This window comes from Pelagerythrobacter marensis (genome assembly GCF_036700095.1).
Taxonomy (GTDB): domain Bacteria; phylum Pseudomonadota; class Alphaproteobacteria; order Sphingomonadales; family Sphingomonadaceae; genus Pelagerythrobacter; species Pelagerythrobacter marensis_A.
Window position 1 is genome coordinate 2,240,249 of sequence record NZ_CP144918.1, and the last position, 14,942, is coordinate 2,255,190.

At 68.0% G+C, this 14,942-nt stretch carries 18 protein-coding genes; 10 read left to right on the plus strand and 8 right to left on the minus strand.

What is annotated here, in order from left to right; translation table 11 throughout:
* Positions 1 to 13 precede the first annotated feature (13 nt).
* Complete coding sequence (locus V5F89_RS10550) at positions 14 to 322, plus strand: putative quinol monooxygenase (protein ID WP_338445609.1); 309 nt, start codon at positions 14 to 16, stop codon at positions 320 to 322.
* Complete coding sequence (gene ligA, locus V5F89_RS10555; RefSeq protein ID WP_338445610.1) at positions 319 to 2,610, plus strand: NAD-dependent DNA ligase LigA; 2,292 nt, start codon at positions 319 to 321, stop codon at positions 2,608 to 2,610. Before V5F89_RS10550 ends, ligA begins: the two co-directional genes overlap by 4 nt.
* Before the next feature lie 36 nt (positions 2,611 to 2,646).
* On the opposite strand, the gene V5F89_RS10560 is transcribed toward ligA, so the two are convergent.
* The 3 genes from V5F89_RS10560 to V5F89_RS10570 are packed head-to-tail and all read right to left on the minus strand — an operon-like array spanning position 2,647 to position 4,920.
* A complete protein-coding gene (locus tag V5F89_RS10560) occupies positions 2,647 to 3,336 on the minus strand; it encodes a DUF2459 domain-containing protein (RefSeq protein WP_338445611.1) in 690 nt (229 codons plus the stop codon).
* Positions 3,309 to 4,220: a 50S ribosomal protein L11 methyltransferase gene (locus V5F89_RS10565; RefSeq protein ID WP_338445612.1), complete on the minus strand. Its 912-nt coding sequence runs from the start codon at positions 4,218 to 4,220 to the stop codon at positions 3,309 to 3,311. Before V5F89_RS10565 ends, V5F89_RS10560 begins: the two co-directional genes overlap by 28 nt.
* Positions 4,210 to 4,920 carry an SDR family oxidoreductase gene (locus tag V5F89_RS10570; RefSeq protein WP_338445613.1) on the minus strand — a complete coding sequence of 237 codons (711 nt, stop codon included), beginning with the start codon at positions 4,918 to 4,920 and terminating at the stop codon, positions 4,210 to 4,212. Before V5F89_RS10570 ends, V5F89_RS10565 begins: the two co-directional genes overlap by 11 nt.
* 172 nt (positions 4,921 to 5,092) lie before the next feature.
* On the opposite strand from V5F89_RS10570, the gene sdhC reads away from it, so the two are divergent.
* From sdhC to V5F89_RS10595, 5 genes are read left to right on the plus strand one after another with little or no spacing between them, the layout of a single operon-like run.
* Positions 5,093 to 5,473, plus strand: a complete 381-nt coding sequence (gene sdhC, locus V5F89_RS10575) for a succinate dehydrogenase, cytochrome b556 subunit (protein WP_338445614.1) — start codon at positions 5,093 to 5,095, stop codon at positions 5,471 to 5,473.
* Between the two features lie 11 nt (positions 5,474 to 5,484).
* Positions 5,485 to 5,871 (plus strand): succinate dehydrogenase, hydrophobic membrane anchor protein, encoded by a 387-nt coding sequence (gene sdhD / locus V5F89_RS10580; RefSeq protein WP_338445615.1) that lies wholly within the window; start codon positions 5,485 to 5,487, stop codon positions 5,869 to 5,871.
* A complete protein-coding gene (gene sdhA / locus V5F89_RS10585; protein ID WP_338445616.1) occupies positions 5,871 to 7,730 on the plus strand; it encodes a succinate dehydrogenase flavoprotein subunit in 1,860 nt (619 codons plus the stop codon). Before sdhD ends, sdhA begins: the two co-directional genes overlap by 1 nt.
* Before the next feature lie 25 nt (positions 7,731 to 7,755).
* Positions 7,756 to 8,604, plus strand: a complete 849-nt coding sequence (locus V5F89_RS10590; RefSeq protein WP_338445617.1) for an amidohydrolase family protein — start codon at positions 7,756 to 7,758, stop codon at positions 8,602 to 8,604.
* 13 nt (positions 8,605 to 8,617) lie between these two features.
* Positions 8,618 to 9,499, plus strand: a complete 882-nt coding sequence (locus V5F89_RS10595; RefSeq protein ID WP_338445618.1) for a glycoside hydrolase — start codon at positions 8,618 to 8,620, stop codon at positions 9,497 to 9,499.
* On the opposite strand, the gene V5F89_RS10600 is transcribed toward V5F89_RS10595, so the two are convergent.
* Both V5F89_RS10600 and V5F89_RS10605 read right to left on the minus strand, forming a co-directional pair.
* Complete coding sequence (locus V5F89_RS10600) at positions 9,496 to 9,936, minus strand: PaaI family thioesterase (RefSeq protein ID WP_338445619.1); 441 nt, start codon at positions 9,934 to 9,936, stop codon at positions 9,496 to 9,498. The genes V5F89_RS10595 and V5F89_RS10600 overlap by 4 nt on opposite strands.
* Complete coding sequence (locus V5F89_RS10605; RefSeq protein ID WP_338445620.1) at positions 9,933 to 10,406, minus strand: PaaI family thioesterase; 474 nt, start codon at positions 10,404 to 10,406, stop codon at positions 9,933 to 9,935. Before V5F89_RS10605 ends, V5F89_RS10600 begins: the two co-directional genes overlap by 4 nt.
* A gap of 88 nt (positions 10,407 to 10,494) precedes the next feature.
* Here V5F89_RS10605 and V5F89_RS10610 point away from each other — a divergent pair, with 88 nt between their 5' ends.
* Genes V5F89_RS10610 through V5F89_RS10620 form a run of 3 tightly spaced genes read left to right on the plus strand, consistent with a single transcriptional unit; the run spans position 10,495 to position 12,585 of the window.
* Positions 10,495 to 10,662 carry a hypothetical protein gene (locus V5F89_RS10610; protein ID WP_338445621.1) on the plus strand — a complete coding sequence of 56 codons (168 nt, stop codon included), beginning with the start codon at positions 10,495 to 10,497 and terminating at the stop codon, positions 10,660 to 10,662.
* A 10-nt stretch (positions 10,663 to 10,672) separates the two neighbouring features.
* Complete coding sequence (locus tag V5F89_RS10615) at positions 10,673 to 11,644, plus strand: hypothetical protein (RefSeq protein ID WP_338445622.1); 972 nt, start codon at positions 10,673 to 10,675, stop codon at positions 11,642 to 11,644.
* Positions 11,632 to 12,585, plus strand: a complete 954-nt coding sequence (locus tag V5F89_RS10620; RefSeq protein ID WP_338445623.1) for a transposase — start codon at positions 11,632 to 11,634, stop codon at positions 12,583 to 12,585. Before V5F89_RS10615 ends, V5F89_RS10620 begins: the two co-directional genes overlap by 13 nt.
* Positions 12,586 to 12,813: 228 nt before the next feature.
* Here the strand turns inward: V5F89_RS10620 and V5F89_RS10625 are convergent, their stop codons facing one another.
* From V5F89_RS10625 to V5F89_RS10635, 3 genes are read right to left on the minus strand one after another with little or no spacing between them, the layout of a single operon-like run.
* The gene (locus V5F89_RS10625) at positions 12,814 to 13,440 is read right to left on the minus strand and encodes a d(CMP) kinase (RefSeq protein ID WP_338447560.1); all 627 of its coding nucleotides are present in this window, start codon (positions 13,438 to 13,440) and stop codon (positions 12,814 to 12,816) included.
* On the minus strand, positions 13,437 to 14,594 hold the full coding sequence (locus V5F89_RS10630; protein WP_338445624.1) for a serine hydrolase domain-containing protein: 1,158 nt from the start codon (positions 14,592 to 14,594) through the stop codon (positions 13,437 to 13,439). The genes V5F89_RS10625 and V5F89_RS10630 overlap by 4 nt, the downstream gene beginning before the upstream one ends.
* On the minus strand, positions 14,591 to 14,866 hold the full coding sequence (locus tag V5F89_RS10635) for a CBU_0592 family membrane protein (RefSeq protein WP_338445625.1): 276 nt from the start codon (positions 14,864 to 14,866) through the stop codon (positions 14,591 to 14,593). The genes V5F89_RS10630 and V5F89_RS10635 overlap by 4 nt, the downstream gene beginning before the upstream one ends.
* Positions 14,867 to 14,942: the final 76 nt, after the last annotated feature.

A 14,942-nucleotide genomic window follows, 5' to 3' on the forward strand; every position in this document is an offset into this window, starting at 1 on the left:
TCTGGAGAGCGTCATGGAAGAGAAACACCCGCAATACGGTCTGATCGGGCAGATCGTTGCAAAACCCGGCCAGCGGGCCGCGCTCGCTGCGATCCTGACCGAAAATACGCGCCGGATGCCGGGCAACTTCGCCTATATTGTCGGCGAAGACGCTAGCAATCCCGATGCGCTGTGGGTGGTGGAACTCTGGGCGGATAGAGCCGCACACGCGGCCTCGCTCGCCTTGCCGCAGGTCAGGGTCGCGATTGCGAAAGGGCGCCCGCTGATCGCGGAATTCGGCACTCGCGCGGAGTTCAAGCCGGTGGCAAACGCCGGGGCATGAAGGATATCGAATCGCTCTCCGAAGCCGAAGCCGCCAACGAATTGATGCGGCTGGCGAAGGCGATCGCGCGGCACGACCGGCTCTATCATACCGAGGACGCGCCGGAGATCACCGATCAGGAATACGACGCGCTAGTGCGCCGCAATGCGGAGCTGGAGGCGCGGTTTCCGCATCTCGTGCGGGCGGATTCGCCGTCGCAGGCGGTCGGGCACGCGGTCGCGGGGTCGCCCCTGTCGAAGGTCACGCACGAGGTTCGGATGATGAGCCTCGACAATGCCTTTGCCGAGGAGGAGGTGGCGGATTTTGTCGCGCGCGTGCGGCGCTACCTCGCGCTCGCGGAGGACGCGCCGCTCGCTTTCACCGCAGAGGACAAGATCGACGGGCTGTCGTGCTCGCTGCGGTACGAGAGCGGCAAGCTCGTGCGCGCGGCCACGCGCGGCGATGGGCAGGTGGGGGAGGACGTGACCGCCAACGTCGCCCATATCGCCGATATCCCGCAGGAACTTGGGCCCTCTCCCCTGAAGGGGAGAGGGAGGAGCCGCGAAGCGGCGGAGGGAGAGGGGGACGTGAAGGATGTCCCCCTCTCCCCGGCCCTCTCCCCTGAAGGGGAGAGGGAGATTCCCGAAATTTTCGAAATACGCGGCGAAGTCTATATGGAGCGCGCGGCCTTCCTCGCGCTCAACGACCGGTTGATGGAGGAGGCGCGCGCGCAGGCGGAGGCGAAGGGGGAGGCGTTCGACGCGGAGAAAGTCCGCCAGTTCGCCAACCCGCGCAACGCCGCCGCCGGTTCACTGCGGCAAAAGGACCCGAGCGTCACCGCCAGCAGGCCGCTGCGCTTCTGGGCGCACGGCTGGGGCGCTGCGTCCGAGGTGCCGGGGGAAACGCAACACGAAGTCATGCGCCGGATCGGCGAATGGGGCCTGCCGATCAGCCCGGACCTCAAGCTCTGCCACTCGCTGGAGGAGATGCTCGCGCACTATCGCGCGATCGGCGAGGGGCGCGAGAAGCTTGGCTACGAGATCGACGGCGTCGTCTACAAGGTCGACCGCCTCGACTGGCAGGAGCGGCTCGGTTTCGTCGCCAAGGCGCCGCGCTGGGCGCTGGCACACAAGTTTCCGGCCGAACAGGCCGAGACCACGCTGGAAGCGATCGACATCCAGGTCGGGCGCACGGGCAAGCTCACGCCGGTCGGTCGGCTCGCCCCGGTGCTCGTCGGCGGGGTGACGGTGACCAACGTCACGCTGCACAACCGCGACGAGATCGCGCGGCTGGGCGTGCGGCCGGGCGACCGGGTCAAGGTCCAGCGCGCGGGCGATGTGATCCCGCAAGTGGTCGAAAACCTGACCCGCGATGCGCAGCGGCCGGCTTATCGTTTCCCGGACGAATGCCCGGAGTGCGGGAGCGAGGCCGTCGCCGAGGAGGGCGAGGTCGACGTACGCTGCACCGGGGGGCTGATCTGCCCGGCGCAGCGCACCGAGCGGCTCAAGCACTTCGTCAGCCGCGGGGCGCTCGATATCGAGGGGTTGGGGGAGAAAACCATCGACCAGTTCTTCGCTCTCGGCTGGCTGGAAAGCCCGGCCGACATCTTCCGCCTCAAGCACCGGCGCGAGGAGATCCTCGCGCTTGAGGGGTGGAAGGACAAGTCTGTGGACAACCTGTTGGCAAGCATCGAGGCCAAGCGTGAGCCGGACGCCGCACGGCTGCTGTTCGGCCTCGGCATTCGCCACGTCGGCGCGGTCACCGCGCGCGACCTGATGAAGGGCCTCGGCGACATCCGCCGCCTGCCGGGCAAGGCGGCGGAGATCCACGCCTATCGAGAGGAAAACCCGCGCGGGCCGGACGAGTCCGAAGGCAAGTTCAACGCGCGCATGGTCGAGGCGATCAAGGACATCCTCGAAGTGCGCGCCGACGGGATCGGCACCGCGGTCGGCTTCGCGCTGGCGGACTTCTTCCACGAAGATCACAACTGCGACGTCTGGAACGACCTGATCGGGCCCGAGCCCGGCGCGGGCGTGGTCGATCCGCCGGCCTATGTGGTCGAGACGAAAGACAGCGCGGTGGCGGGCAAGACGGTGGTCTTCACCGGCAAGCTGGAGACCATGAGCCGCGACGAGGCCAAGGCCCAGGCCGAGCGCCTCGGCGCCAAGGCCGCCGGATCGGTCAGCGCGAAGACGGACCTTCTGGTCGCCGGCCCCGGCGCGGGCAGCAAGCTCAAGAAAGCCGCCGAACTCGGCATCGAGGTGATCGACGAGGCGGCCTGGGCGGAAATCGTCAAGGCTGCGGGCTAGAGCCGCTTTCAGCAAGGCTGAAGCGACGCCGGCGCGTTACTCCACCCACTTCATCACCCCGCCGGCGAACGGGGTCCACCACCCGGTGCGCACGCCGGCGGCGGCCAGGGTGTCGCTCGTCCACTGGTTGCAGGTATTGCCCAGGTGGTAAGTGCCGGGCGCGTCGTAGAACACGTCCCAGTCCGCATATCCGCGATAGACCTCGCGGCGTTCCGGGGGGAGGACCTGCGTTTCGATCCGGCGGACAAGGCGGGCATATTCTTCCGGGCGCAGACGCAGCACGCGGGCATTCTCGCCGGGGGCGGGGCGGACGTAGTGGGCGACGTGGAGCAGCCCGTCGCCGCCGACGATTGCTCCGACGGCGGTTGCCGGCGAAAGGTCGGCCCACGTCGGCGTGTGAAGGAACACCTCGCGTTCGCCCCAACTGACCGAGACGTGGGTATAGGGCCGCTTGGCGGCCCCCGCGGGCAGATCGCCGGCGGGAAAATCGCGTCGCCAGTCCTTCTGCGCCGACACCAGCGGCATGACGATCGCGGTATGGATTCCGTTCGCTTCTACCATGATGTCGATACCGCGGGCAGGCTCGCGCCAGTCGGCGTTTCGCGGGATCGACGAGCCGACCCAGGCGGCAAGCATGAACAGCCCGATGGCGAGCGCGAGCCAGGCAAACGCCCGGCCCGCCCACCGCGCCAGGCGCTTCAGGATTGCAGGCGCTTGCGCAGCCACAGGATCGACCAGTCGCCATTGACCATGCGCGCGGCGAGGCGGAATCCGGCGCGGCGGCAGGCGGCGCGCACGGCGGGTTCCTGGGTTTCGAGCAGCCCGGCGAGCAACAGGTTGGCGCCGGGAACCGTCGCGCGTGCGAAGTCCGGCGCCAGTTCGATCAGCGGCCCGGCGAGAATATTGGCGATCAGCAGGTCGTAGGGGGCGCGGGCCAGGAGCAGGGCGTCGTCCATGCCATCGGCGATCGTCATCGCCAGTTGGCCCGGCCCGCCGCCCAGGCGCACGCCGTTCGTCGCGGCATTGAGTTCGACCACCCCGCGGCAGACCGGGTCGATGTCGCTCGCCGTCGCCAGCGCGCGCGGCCAGAGCGCGAGCGCGGCGAAGGCGAGCAGGCCGGTGCCGGTGCCGATATCCGCGCAATTGCGCACGATCGTGCCGCGCCGCTTCATCGCGTCGAGCATCGCAAGGCATCCGGCGGTCGTCTCGTGCTGGCCGGTGCCGAAGGCCTGGCTGGCGGGGATCGCGAAGTTGACGATGCCCGGTGCCGTGTCGGGGGCATGGTCGGGCGTGTGGACGTGGAAGCGGCCGGCGCGGATCGGGTCGAGACCCTGCTGGCTTTCGGCCACCCAGTCGGTATCCGGCAGCTTTTCGGCGCTCAGGCGAGGGGCCTTGCCCGCGAAGAGCGCTGCAACCATGGCGCGGTCCGTGCGGCTCGGCTTGCGGGGCAGATAGACGTCCAGTCGCCAGTCGTCCGGCCGGTCGTCCGCCACTTCGAAGCCCGCGATCACCAGCTCGCTATCCCAGTCCTCGGCATCTTCCTGCGCCACCAGCGCGGCCTGGACTGTCGCCTTGTCGGCAAAGGCGGTCAGCTTCCAGCTATCGGACATAGCTGGCCCCGTTCGCATCGATCGTCGCCCCGGTCATGCTTTCGGGCGCATCGAGCGCGCAGAATACGGCGATCCGGGCGATCTCCTCCGGCTCCGCCACGCGGCCCAGGGGAATGTCGGCCAGCAGACCCGGCCCGCCGCGGCTGGCGAGGTAGCCCTCGCCCATTGCGGTGTCGGTGAAGCCCGGTGCGATGGCAAAGCTGCACAGGCCCTGACCGGCATAAGCGCGCGCGATCGTCTTGTGCAGGGCCAGCATGCCGCCCTTCGCTGCGGCGTAATGCCAGTGTGCCGGCGAATCGCCGCGGTGCCCGGCGCGGCTGGCGATGTGGACGATACGCCCCGGCACGCCGCGTTCCAGCCAGTGCCGCACCGCAAAGCGCGAAAGCTGCGCGGCCGAGGTCAGGTTGATGCGCAGCGTATCCTCCCACGCATCGAGCCATTCGATGTCCGATCCATCGACCGGATTGGCATCGAACAGCCCGGCATTGTTGACCAGCACGTCGATGTTCCCGCCGGCGCGCGACAGCGCCTCTTCCCACAGCATCTGCGGAGCGGTCGGCTGCGACAGGTCGGCGCCGATCGTCTGTTCGTCGTGATCGGTGCTGCCGTGGCCGATCACGCGGACGTTGCGCGTTTCGAGCAGTTCGCGGATCGCGGCGCCGATGCCGCGGCTGGAGCCGGTGACGAGGACAGTGGGCATTCGCGCGGTCTAGATTATCGGTGCCGATCCGTCATCCCCGGGCGGCGCGGCGGCGCGCTTTGCACGGGCGCGTATATTCGCGGGCGCGAACAAAAGAGATGGCCGCCCGCCTTGTCTCGCATCGTCATTGCGCTAAGGGAGAGCGCAAATCGAAGGACGGAACAGACACGCCATGGCCGAAAGACCGCTTTCTCCGCACCTGAGCATCTGGAAATGGGGCCCGCACATGCTGGTCTCGATCCTCCATCGCATCACCGGCGACGGCATGGCCCTGGTCGGCCTGGGTGTGCTGCTGTGGTGGCTCGGCGCCCTGGCGAGCGGCCCGGCGGCTTACGAAACCTTCGCCGGCATTGCCACGGCCTGGTACGGCTACGTCGTGCTCGTCGGCCTGTCCTGGGCATTCTTCAACCACATGACCTCGGGCCTGCGCCATTTCGTGCTCGATATCGGCGCCGGATACGAACTCGACACCAACAAGGCATGGTCCACCGCCTCGCCGATCATCGGCATCGCGCTGACGGCGGCGTTCTGGGCCGCGATACTCTATCTCTGAGGACTTGAACCATGGGTAATGGAACCTCGATCGGCCGGGTGCGCGGCCTCGGATCGGCGCACGAAGGCGTGCACCACTGGTTGCTGCAACGCTTCACCGCGGTCGGCAATCTCATCCTGGTCCTGTGGCTGGCCGGCTCGATCGTGCTGCTGCCCGACCTCTCGTATGCGACTGTCAGCGGCTATCTTTCCGCGCCGATCCCGGCGCTCGCGATGGCGCTGCTGATCGTCAGCACGTTCTGGCATGCGCGGCTGGGGCTGCAGGTGATGATCGAGGATTACGTCCACACCCCGGGCAACAAGTTCGCCGCCATCGTGCTGCTCAATCTGGCGGTGGTTGCGGGGGCCGGCTTCGGGATCCTTTGCGTCGCCCGCCTCGCGCTGGGAGGAGCCGTCTGATGTCCAATCCGGCACCCGAAACCGCCAGCAACGCCTCCACCGGCCCCGCCTATGCGATCGTCGATCACACCTACGATGTGGTCGTCGTGGGCGCGGGCGGCTCCGGCCTGCGTGCGACGATGGGCGCGGCCGAGGCGGGCCTGAAAACGGCCTGCATCACCAAGGTTTTCCCGACCCGTTCGCACACCGTCGCGGCGCAGGGCGGGATCGCCGCCAGCCTGGGCAACAACACGCCCGATCACTGGTCGTGGCACATGTACGATACCGTCAAGGGCTCCGACTGGCTCGGCGACCAGGACGCGATCGAATACATGGTGCGCGAGGCGCCGCAGGCGGTCTACGAGCTGGAACACGCCGGCGTGCCGTTTTCGCGCAACGACAACGGCACGATCTACCAGCGGCCGTTCGGCGGGCACATGCAGAACATGGGTGAAGGCCCGCCGGTCCAGCGCACTTGCGCAGCGGCCGACCGGACCGGCCATGCCATGCTTCACGCGCTTTACCAGCAAAGCCTGAAGTACGACGCGGATTTCTTCATCGAATACTTCGCGCTCGACCTGATCATGGAAAGCGATTCCAGTGGCGTGCCCCAGTGCCGCGGCGTGATCGCCATGTGTCTCGATGACGGGACGATCCATCGCTTCCGTGCCAAGGCGGTCGTGCTCGCGACCGGCGGCTACGGCCGGTGCTATTACACGGCGACCAGCGCCCACACCTGCACCGGCGATGGCGGCGGCATGGTGCTGCGCGCCGGCCTGCCGCTGCAGGACATGGAATTCGTCCAGTTCCACCCGACCGGCATTTACGGCGCGGGCGTGCTCATCACCGAGGGCGCGCGGGGCGAGGGCGGTTACCTGACCAATTCGGAAGGCGAGCGCTTCATGGAGCGTTACGCGCCGAGCGCGAAGGACCTCGCCAGCCGCGACGTCGTCAGCCGTTCGATGGCGCTGGAGATGCGCGAAGGGCGCGGTGTCGGGCCGGAGAAGGATCATATCTTCCTCCACCTCGATCACATCGATCCCAAGGTCCTGGCCGAGCGGTTGCCGGGCATTACCGAAAGCGGCAAGATCTTCGCCGGCGTCGACCTGACGCGCCAGCCGCTGCCAGTGACGCCGACCGTGCACTACAACATGGGCGGCATTCCCTGTAACTATCACGGCGAAGTGGTGACCATCGGGCCGGACGGCGACCCGGAAACCGTGGTGCCGGGCCTGTTTGCTGTCGGCGAGGCGGCCTGCGTTTCGGTCCACGGGGCGAACCGCCTCGGTTCCAACTCGCTGATCGACCTCGTGGTCTTCGGCCGGGCGACCGGCCACCGGCTGAAGGAACTCATTGAGCCGGGCACGAGCCACGACGAACTGCCCAAGGACAGCGCCGATCTCGCGCTCACCCGGCTCGACCATTTCCGCCACGCCAGCGGCGGCTCGCCCACCGCGCAAATCCGCGCGGAAATGCAGAAGACCATGCAGAAGCACGCCGCCGTGTTCCGCGACAGCAAGCTGCTGTCGGAAGGGGTCGAGCTGCTGAAGCAGGTGAACAAGCGGATGGAGGACATCCATGTCTCCGACCGCTCGCTGATCTGGAACAGCGACCTGGTCGAGACGCTCGAGCTCGACAACCTGATGGCCCAGGCCAATGTGACAATCGCATCGGCCGAAAACCGCAAGGAAAGTCGCGGCGCCCACGCGCACGAGGATTACCCCGATCGCGACGATGCGAACTGGATGAAGCACACCGTCGCCTGGTTCGACGGGTGGGGCGGCAATGGTGGCGCGGTGAAGATCGACTATCGTCCGGTCCACGAATATACGCTCACCGACGATATTGCGTATATCGAACCGAAGAAGCGGGTGTATTGAACCCGACCGCGCGGGGCAGAGTGCGATGAAGCGTCTTCTTTTCCCGATAATCGCGCTGCTTCTGGGCGCCGGTCCGGCCCTGGGCCAGGACGAGGTGTTCGATTCCCACGTGCATCTGCATGCCGGGGCGGAATCGCTCGACGCCTACCACGCGCAGAATGCGGCCGACGGGGTGGAAGCGACCGGATTCGCCGCGATGTGGTTCGGGGGGCCGAACCAGGCGCGCGCCGGCGATGTCGCGGCAATGCGTGCAGCTCACGATGCCACGCTCGAACTGGCGTCAGCCAATCCGCGGATGCTGCCCATCGCGACCGTCCATCCCTATGATGGGGACGCCGCGCTGGCCGAACTCGACCGCGTGGCGGGTTTGGGCTTCAAGGTGCTGAAAATCCATCCCCATACACAGCGTTTCGACCTTGCCGATCCGCGCGTGGGAACACTGGTCGAAAGGGCCGGCGCACGCGGGATGGTTGTCCTGATCGACAATGCCGGGATCGTGCCGAACGACACCGTCCACCTGTTCAATCTCGCGCTCGCCCATCCCGGCACGCGCTTCATCTTTGCGCATATGGGCGGGCTGGATTTCCGTGCGTGGAACATTCTTCCCCTTGCGCGCACTGCGGACGGATTGCTGGCGGACAACATCTATTTCGATATTTCGGGCACTGTCCTGCTCGCTGCGGATTCTCCGCTGGAGGAGGAATTCGTCTGGACGATGCGCAATGTGGGGATCGATCGGCTCCTGCTCGGTTCCGATTTCCCGCAGCTCTCGCTTGCGCGCACGCTGGCGGCGCTCGACGCGCTCGATCTTGGCGAGGAGGAAGCGGCGAAGATCCGTTACGGCAACGCCCGGCGCCTGTTCGGGCTGGACTAGGGACGGGTCGGTCATGGCCGGAAAGGCTGTCGCTCTGGCGGTCGCCTGTTCGATCGCCGCGCTCCCGCTCGCGGGCTGCACGGCCGGGGGACAGGCGCCACCGGCGCACCTGGGGCTCGATCCGTTCTATGTCCGGTATCGCGATGCCGGTGGGATCGCGGTCGTCTCCTCCGCACGGGTGGAGAGCGAAGCCCTGGCGAAGGCGTCGCGGATGATCGACGATATGCTCGCCCACCGCCCCGACCTGCGCGCCGTGCTGTCGCAGCGCGGTTACCGCGTCGCCATCATGGCGGAGAGCGAAGCGATTACCGACCTTCCCGAAAACGCGCACTGGACGAAGCCGGCAAAGGACGATCCACGCCTCACGCGCTGCGAACGCAAGCATTACGAGGAACGGATCGGGCGGTTGTCGGACCGCGAATACTGGAACGCCCGGGCGCGGGGAATCGGGGGCAGGTTCACCGTCGCGGCGGAGGAGGACGTGCTGGGCAGGCCGACCAGCCGCTATTACGGCGAGACCATTCTGGTCCACGAATTCGCCCACAACGTGCTCGACGCGATCCAGGCGGCCGATCCCGCGCTCTATGGCCAAATCGAGCAGGCCTATGCCGCGGCGCTCGACGAAGGGCTGTGGAAGGACGAATACGCCAGCACCACGGTGCAGGAATACTGGGCCGAAGGCACGCAGTTCTGGTTCAATTCCAATCGCCTCGCCGTGTTCGACGGGCGGCGGATTTTGAACCATGCGGATCTGGCGGCATACGATCCGCGCCTGGCCGCGGCGCTCGCCCAGGCCTATGGCAAGCGGCACCGTCTCGCCGCCGATCCGTTTTACCGCCATCCGGCCCGCGTGCCGCCCGGGCCGATCCCGGAGAACACTGCGGAAGTGTGCTAGGCTTCGGTTCCGGCGTCCCCGGTGCCGGCCATCAGGACGTTCATCACGGCGGTCGCGACCGGGCGCGATCGGTCGTCCTGCCAGGCCTCGACCTCGATATGGGCATTCCGCCGGCCCAGACGCAGCACCCGGCCGCGCGCATAAGTCGGCTTGCTCTTGGCAGCGCTGAGAAACTGCACGGTGACGTTGATCGGCTTCAGCCGGTGTTCGCGCCCTTCGCGGGCAAGTTGCGCCCGCAAGGCGGCATAGCCGGCGTTTTCCAGCAATCCGCTGGTCGCTCCGCCGTGAAATACGGTGGGACGGCCCTCGACGATCTCGCCGAAGGGGATGACGAGAACCGGGCTGCCGTCTTCCATCGCATCGATCGCGATACCCAGCGAGCGAGCATAGGCGGGAAGCTCGCGCTCCAGCGCGGAGATCGCGGGCTCGCGGGTCATCGGCTCCTCCAGGGAATGAACATGAACACGCCCGCCACATGGGCCACCGGATCGTCGGGGTCCCCATCGTGGGCAATCCCGCGGACGAAAGCGGCGGACCGGGTGACGCGATAGCATTCGACGCGCCCGTTCACCGCCGTGCCGGAGCGCGCGGGCCGCATGTAATCGACCCTGAGGTCGAGCGTGGCGATAGCGCGGAATGCCCTGGTGGCCGTCCAGATCGACATGCTGGCGGCCATGTCCATCAGGCTGACGATCGGCCCGGTGGCGAGGACGCCGCTGTCGGTTTCGCCCACCAGATCCTCGCGCCAGGGCAGAGCCAGCTCCACCCAGTCCGCGCCATGGGCGACATAGCGCAGGCCCAGCCAGCCGGGATGGGCGCGGCCAAGCATGAACGGCGCGGCCGTGGCGGGATCGAACGGTGGCAGGTCGTCGGCCATCGCCCCGGCTCTAGGGCGGCGGGCAGGCATTGCAATGTTCTAATTCACGGTTCGTCCGGCCCGCGCTGCATCCTGGTGGAGCGGGCATGACTGCGCCCGCGCAGCGGAGAAACGCACGATGAACTTTCCGAAGATCGATATTGCTTCCTTGCCCGCGCTCGAGACCGCGGCGGGCATGTTCGGCAGCCTTTCGGATGCGGCAACCGCCGCTTCGGACGACCGGGCCGTGATCATCATGGTCTATCTCTACGAAACCTCGTCGACATTGCCCGATCTGCTGTTCTGAGGTCCGGCGGATGCAGGTCGACCGTTCGATTTGCGCCCTGCGCGGCGATCGCGTCGCCCAGCGCAGGGCGCAATCCGCCGTCGAGGCCGCCACCGGAGGCTGGCGCGCGTCGCCCCCGGTGGCGGCTGCGCTCGACGAACTGGCGCCCTATGGCGAGGGCGCCGCGCTGGGCGACTGTCCCCGGTTGCAGGCGCTGGTGCGCGATCCGGCCGGGGCCGGCGGGTTCGTGGGCACCCTGATCGCGCCGATGGTGCAGGCGCTGGGGCGGCAATGGCTGGCTCAGGTGCCGTTCCGGCATCAAGTCGCCGAAGGGATGACAACGCTGCAACTCGCGCGGGCAGGCCGGGCGACATTGTCGCTTGTCCGCTACGAGCCAGCGGCACGACCGCGACCGGCCGTCACCGTCGGTTTCGCAGACGGGGAACGGCATGAAATCTGCCTGACGGGCGCGGCCTCTGCCCGGCGCGTTTCGGTCAAGGGAACGCATGGCGACACGGTGGATCTGGCCTTCGCGCCGCTCGCGCTGTTCCCGGGCCGCAGGCTCCGCTTCGCCGCGCGGCGTGCGACCAAGCTGGTCGATGGCGCGCACGGCGGGCTCGTGCTCCTGCGCCTCGCGCGGCAGGCGCGCAGGCCGCTGCCAAGCCTGGAGTACCGGCTCGCCGACGGGGTGCTGGTCCATCGCGCAGCGGGCGATGCGCGCGAAAGCCGGGCGGAACTGATGCTGGCCCTGCTCGGCCGGATGGAACGGCGCGACGCCGCCCGTGCGATCGAGGCGGTCCTGCGCCGTGGCAGCGACAGCTTGCGCTGGCAGGCGCTGCGCGAATATCTGGCGCTGGACAGCGGGGCCGGGTTCGATGCCTTGTCGCGGATCGCCGACAACGCGGCGGACCCGCTGGCGAGCGCGGCGGACGCGCTGCGCCGCGACCTGCTCGACCGCTATCCGCAGCTCCGATCCGCCCGGGCGGCGCCATGCCCTGCATAATCGAATGCGGCGATCCGCCGCCCGCCACGCTGGATCGGACCGTCGATGCGCTGGACGAACGGGGGTTCGATCCGCGCGACGCGGCAAGCCGCGACCATGCGGCGCGGTGGCTGGCGCGCCTGGGCCGAAACCGTGAATTCCTGGGCGATCTGATGATCGACCGGTTGGCGGAGCAGCACGCGGACGAGAGCGCCGATGCGGGCTATGGGCCGCAGGCGATCATGCTCTCGAAACCGCGCGGCGGCTATTTTCTGCGCGCCAACCTGTGGCCGGCCAGCAACGACCACGCCTGTCGCACCAGCGGCGCGCAGGCCTTCGTCTACGACCTGCCGCACGATCACAATTTCGATTTCCTGACTGTCGGTTATTTCGGCCCCGGCTATATCAGCGACTATTACGAATACGATTATCGCGCGGTTGCGGGCTGGCGGGGGGAGAAGGCCGGCTTGCGCTTCGTCGAGCGCAGCATCCTGTCGCCGGGCAGGATGCTGCACTATCGGGCCCATCGCGACGTCCACCGCCAGTTGCCGCCGGCCAGCCTTTCGGTGTCGCTCAATATCGTGGCCGCCGATCCGGCCTGCGGTTGGTTCGACCAGTACGCCTTCGACCTCCGCGCCGATTGCGTGCGCCGTGTCCTCAACCCCGGTTCGACCGAAGCTTTCCTGCGTATCGCCGTGGGGCTGGGCGGGGCGGAAGCGATCGACCTTGCCGAACGGTTCGGGCGTTCCCATCCCAGCGACCGCCTTCGCCTCGCCTGTTTCGAAGCGCGCGCTGGCCTCGCCGCCTCGCAGCAAGCGGCCGACGAAATCTGGCGCGAGGCGGAACGATCGGGCAGCCGGCTCGTCGCGGCAGAAGCGCGATTGCGGCGCGCGGCATCGGCCCCTTCGGCAGGGTCGAATGCGGATCGTCCCGCTGGGCCTTCCAAGCGGGCCGACGCTTGATTCGCCCGGCGTCGTGAGTGTCGGCCGGTGTCGTCTGAGCCGGGAGGGGTTGTTGCGGATATTTCCGTTCGCCGGTGGCAAACGCAATGTCGCGTGTCATCCCCGCGGAAGCGGAGACCCGGGGGCAGTGGCCGTTCCGGTCGTGGATTCCCGCGTCCGCGGCAATGACGGGAAAATCGCTGCAGGCTCCAGCTCAGTCCCTCCACGCCCTCCGCGAGCGCGAACCGCTCACCGCCTCCGCAGCGCGCTTTCGACTGCCTCGATCGCGGCGGCGACAGCCTCGTCCCGGTCGAGGGCGGAGGTGTCGATCACCCGCGCATCGGGCGCGGCGCGGAGCGGCGCGTCCTTGCGCTGCGTGTCGCGTTCGTCGCGGCGGCGCAAGTTGGCGGCGATTTCCTCCAGCGAGACCTCGACCCCGCGATCGCGCATTTCCTTCCAGCGGCGCTCGGCGCGCGCCTGCACGCTGGCGGTGACGAACAGCTTCACCTCCGCCTCGGGCGCGATCACCGTGCCGATGTCGCGCCCGTCGAGCACGGCGCCGCCCGGCTGGGTGGCGAACGCCCGCTGGCGCTCGAACAGGGCCTCTCGCACGACGGGGTGGATCGAGACGCGGCTGGCGAGCCCGCCGGTCTCCTCGCTGCGCAAGTGCGGATCGGCCAGCAGCGTGTCGGGAAAGCGCGTCGCGGCCAGCGCATCGGCGGGGTCGTCCGGGTCGCCGCCGTCGAGCAGCACCTGGCGCCCGACCGCGCGGTAGAGCAGCCCGGTGTCGAGGTGCGGCAGCCGGTAACGCTCGGCCAGCGCGCGGGCGATCGTGCCCTTGCCCGATGCGGTCGGCCCGTCGACGGCGACGATCATTCGCTCGCCCATTCGACATCGCCATATTCCCAGCGCCAGGGAGCGCCGGTTTCGCCCAAAATCATGCGCACTATGCGCGGATAGATTCGTTCGGCGCGCACGTCATTGCCCAACAGCATGACGCAGCGCCGTCCGTCTTCCAGGCAGACCCAGATATTGCCGGTCCATTCATTGTGCCCGCCCTTGAGGATGCCCGGTCCCTGCGGTCCGGTGAAGGCGACCACGCCAAGCCCGGCGGCGAGGCCGGGCGTGCGCCGTTCAACCGGCGCGTCGCCTGCGAGAGTGGGGAATTGCGAGGCGGAGAGGATCGGCAATTGCGGTCGCGCCATCTCCCGCCAGAGATCCTCCGGCCCGCCCATTATGCCCGCAGAAAAGCGCGCCATATCGGCGATGGTGGTGTCCAGCGACCCGGCGGCGCGCACGCGGCTGCGTTCGTCATGCGCGACGGGTTCGCCATTCTCCCGCCAGCCGTCGGCGAGGTTTTCGCGGAACGAGTCCCGCCAGATCAGGCTGCTGCGAGTCATGCCGAAGGGGCCGAAGACGCGGCGTTGCAGTTCCGCCTCCACATCCAGGCCGAGTCCTTCGGCGAGCACGAATTGCAGCAGGGTGACGCCGTCGCCCGAATAGGCGTAGCGGGTGCCGGGATCGAAGTGAAAATGCAGCCTTTCCCCTTCGTTGAGCCAGTAGAAATTGGCGAAGCCGGAGGAATGGTTGAGCAGCATCCGCGGCGTCAGCGCCCGCCAGCGTTCATCGCCCGCCAGATGGTGCCAAGGGGCGTAACCCTCTTCCGCATCGGCATATTCGGGCAGGGGACGGGGCAGATAGGCGGCGATCGAACGATCGAGATCGATGCGCCCTTCCGCCGCCAACTGGACGACCAGATAGGCGAAGACGGCCTTGGTCAGCGATGCGCCATACATCACGGTATCCTCGGTAAGCGGATCGCCGGCCGCATTGCGATCCCCGAAGGCGCGCACCTGGCGTATTTCGCCGCCTTCGGTGACGGCAAGCGCCATGCCGCGCACGCCGTTTTCGCGCATCAGTGTTTCGATCCGGTCTTCGATGGCGGCGGGCGGCATGGCTGGTTCCTCCGCATGGGCGCCGGATGCGCAGGCGAGTGCGGCGGCGAGGGCGAGACCCGCGCGGTGCATCATGCCTCCGGCCTTTCGATCCGGCCCTGCCGGCGGCCCCGCGCCGCTTTCGCCAGGCCGTAGATCGCGATCGCGGCCCAGAAGCCTTCGAGCACCAGGCTCGGCCAGTTGGTGTGGACGAGCAGCGATACCGTCAGCAAAGCGGCGCCCAGCAGGTTGGTGCCGTGGAGCACGAACGGGTTCGGCGCTTCGTTCCAGGTCAGGTAGGCATAGGCGGCGATAATGCAGCCCATGCCGACGAAGCCGACGAGCGTGGCCCAGTCGAGCCCGATCATGGCGCGATCTCCGCGCACTCGCGCCCGTCACCCTGAACTTGTTTCGGGGTCCATCGCGCGATCTGCACCGCCTTCG

Coding starts and splice junctions, on each gene's coding strand:
- V5F89_RS10550 (WP_338445609.1), top strand. CDS start 14: ATGGAAGAGAAACACCCGCAATACGGTCTGATCGGGCAGATCGTTGCA.
- V5F89_RS10570 (WP_338445613.1), bottom strand. CDS start 4,920: ATGCCCACTGTCCTCGTCACCGGCTCCAGCCGCGGCATCGGCGCCGCG.
- V5F89_RS10630 (WP_338445624.1), bottom strand. CDS start 14,594: ATGATGCACCGCGCGGGTCTCGCCCTCGCCGCCGCACTCGCCTGCGCA.
- V5F89_RS10610 (WP_338445621.1), top strand. CDS start 10,495: ATGAACTTTCCGAAGATCGATATTGCTTCCTTGCCCGCGCTCGAGACC.
- sdhC (WP_338445614.1), top strand. CDS start 5,093: ATGGCCGAAAGACCGCTTTCTCCGCACCTGAGCATCTGGAAATGGGGC.
- V5F89_RS10590 (WP_338445617.1), top strand. CDS start 7,756: ATGAAGCGTCTTCTTTTCCCGATAATCGCGCTGCTTCTGGGCGCCGGT.
- V5F89_RS10600 (WP_338445619.1), bottom strand. CDS start 9,936: ATGACCCGCGAGCCCGCGATCTCCGCGCTGGAGCGCGAGCTTCCCGCC.
- sdhD (WP_338445615.1), top strand. CDS start 5,485: ATGGGTAATGGAACCTCGATCGGCCGGGTGCGCGGCCTCGGATCGGCG.
- sdhA (WP_338445616.1), top strand. CDS start 5,871: ATGTCCAATCCGGCACCCGAAACCGCCAGCAACGCCTCCACCGGCCCC.
- V5F89_RS10625 (WP_338447560.1), bottom strand. CDS start 13,440: ATGATCGTCGCCGTCGACGGGCCGACCGCATCGGGCAAGGGCACGATC.
- ligA (WP_338445610.1), top strand. CDS start 319: ATGAAGGATATCGAATCGCTCTCCGAAGCCGAAGCCGCCAACGAATTG.
- V5F89_RS10620 (WP_338445623.1), top strand. CDS start 11,632: ATGCCCTGCATAATCGAATGCGGCGATCCGCCGCCCGCCACGCTGGAT.
- V5F89_RS10595 (WP_338445618.1), top strand. CDS start 8,618: ATGGCCGGAAAGGCTGTCGCTCTGGCGGTCGCCTGTTCGATCGCCGCG.
- V5F89_RS10565 (WP_338445612.1), bottom strand. CDS start 4,220: ATGTCCGATAGCTGGAAGCTGACCGCCTTTGCCGACAAGGCGACAGTC.
- V5F89_RS10615 (WP_338445622.1), top strand. CDS start 10,673: ATGCAGGTCGACCGTTCGATTTGCGCCCTGCGCGGCGATCGCGTCGCC.
- V5F89_RS10635 (WP_338445625.1), bottom strand. CDS start 14,866: ATGATCGGGCTCGACTGGGCCACGCTCGTCGGCTTCGTCGGCATGGGC.
- V5F89_RS10605 (WP_338445620.1), bottom strand. CDS start 10,406: ATGCCTGCCCGCCGCCCTAGAGCCGGGGCGATGGCCGACGACCTGCCA.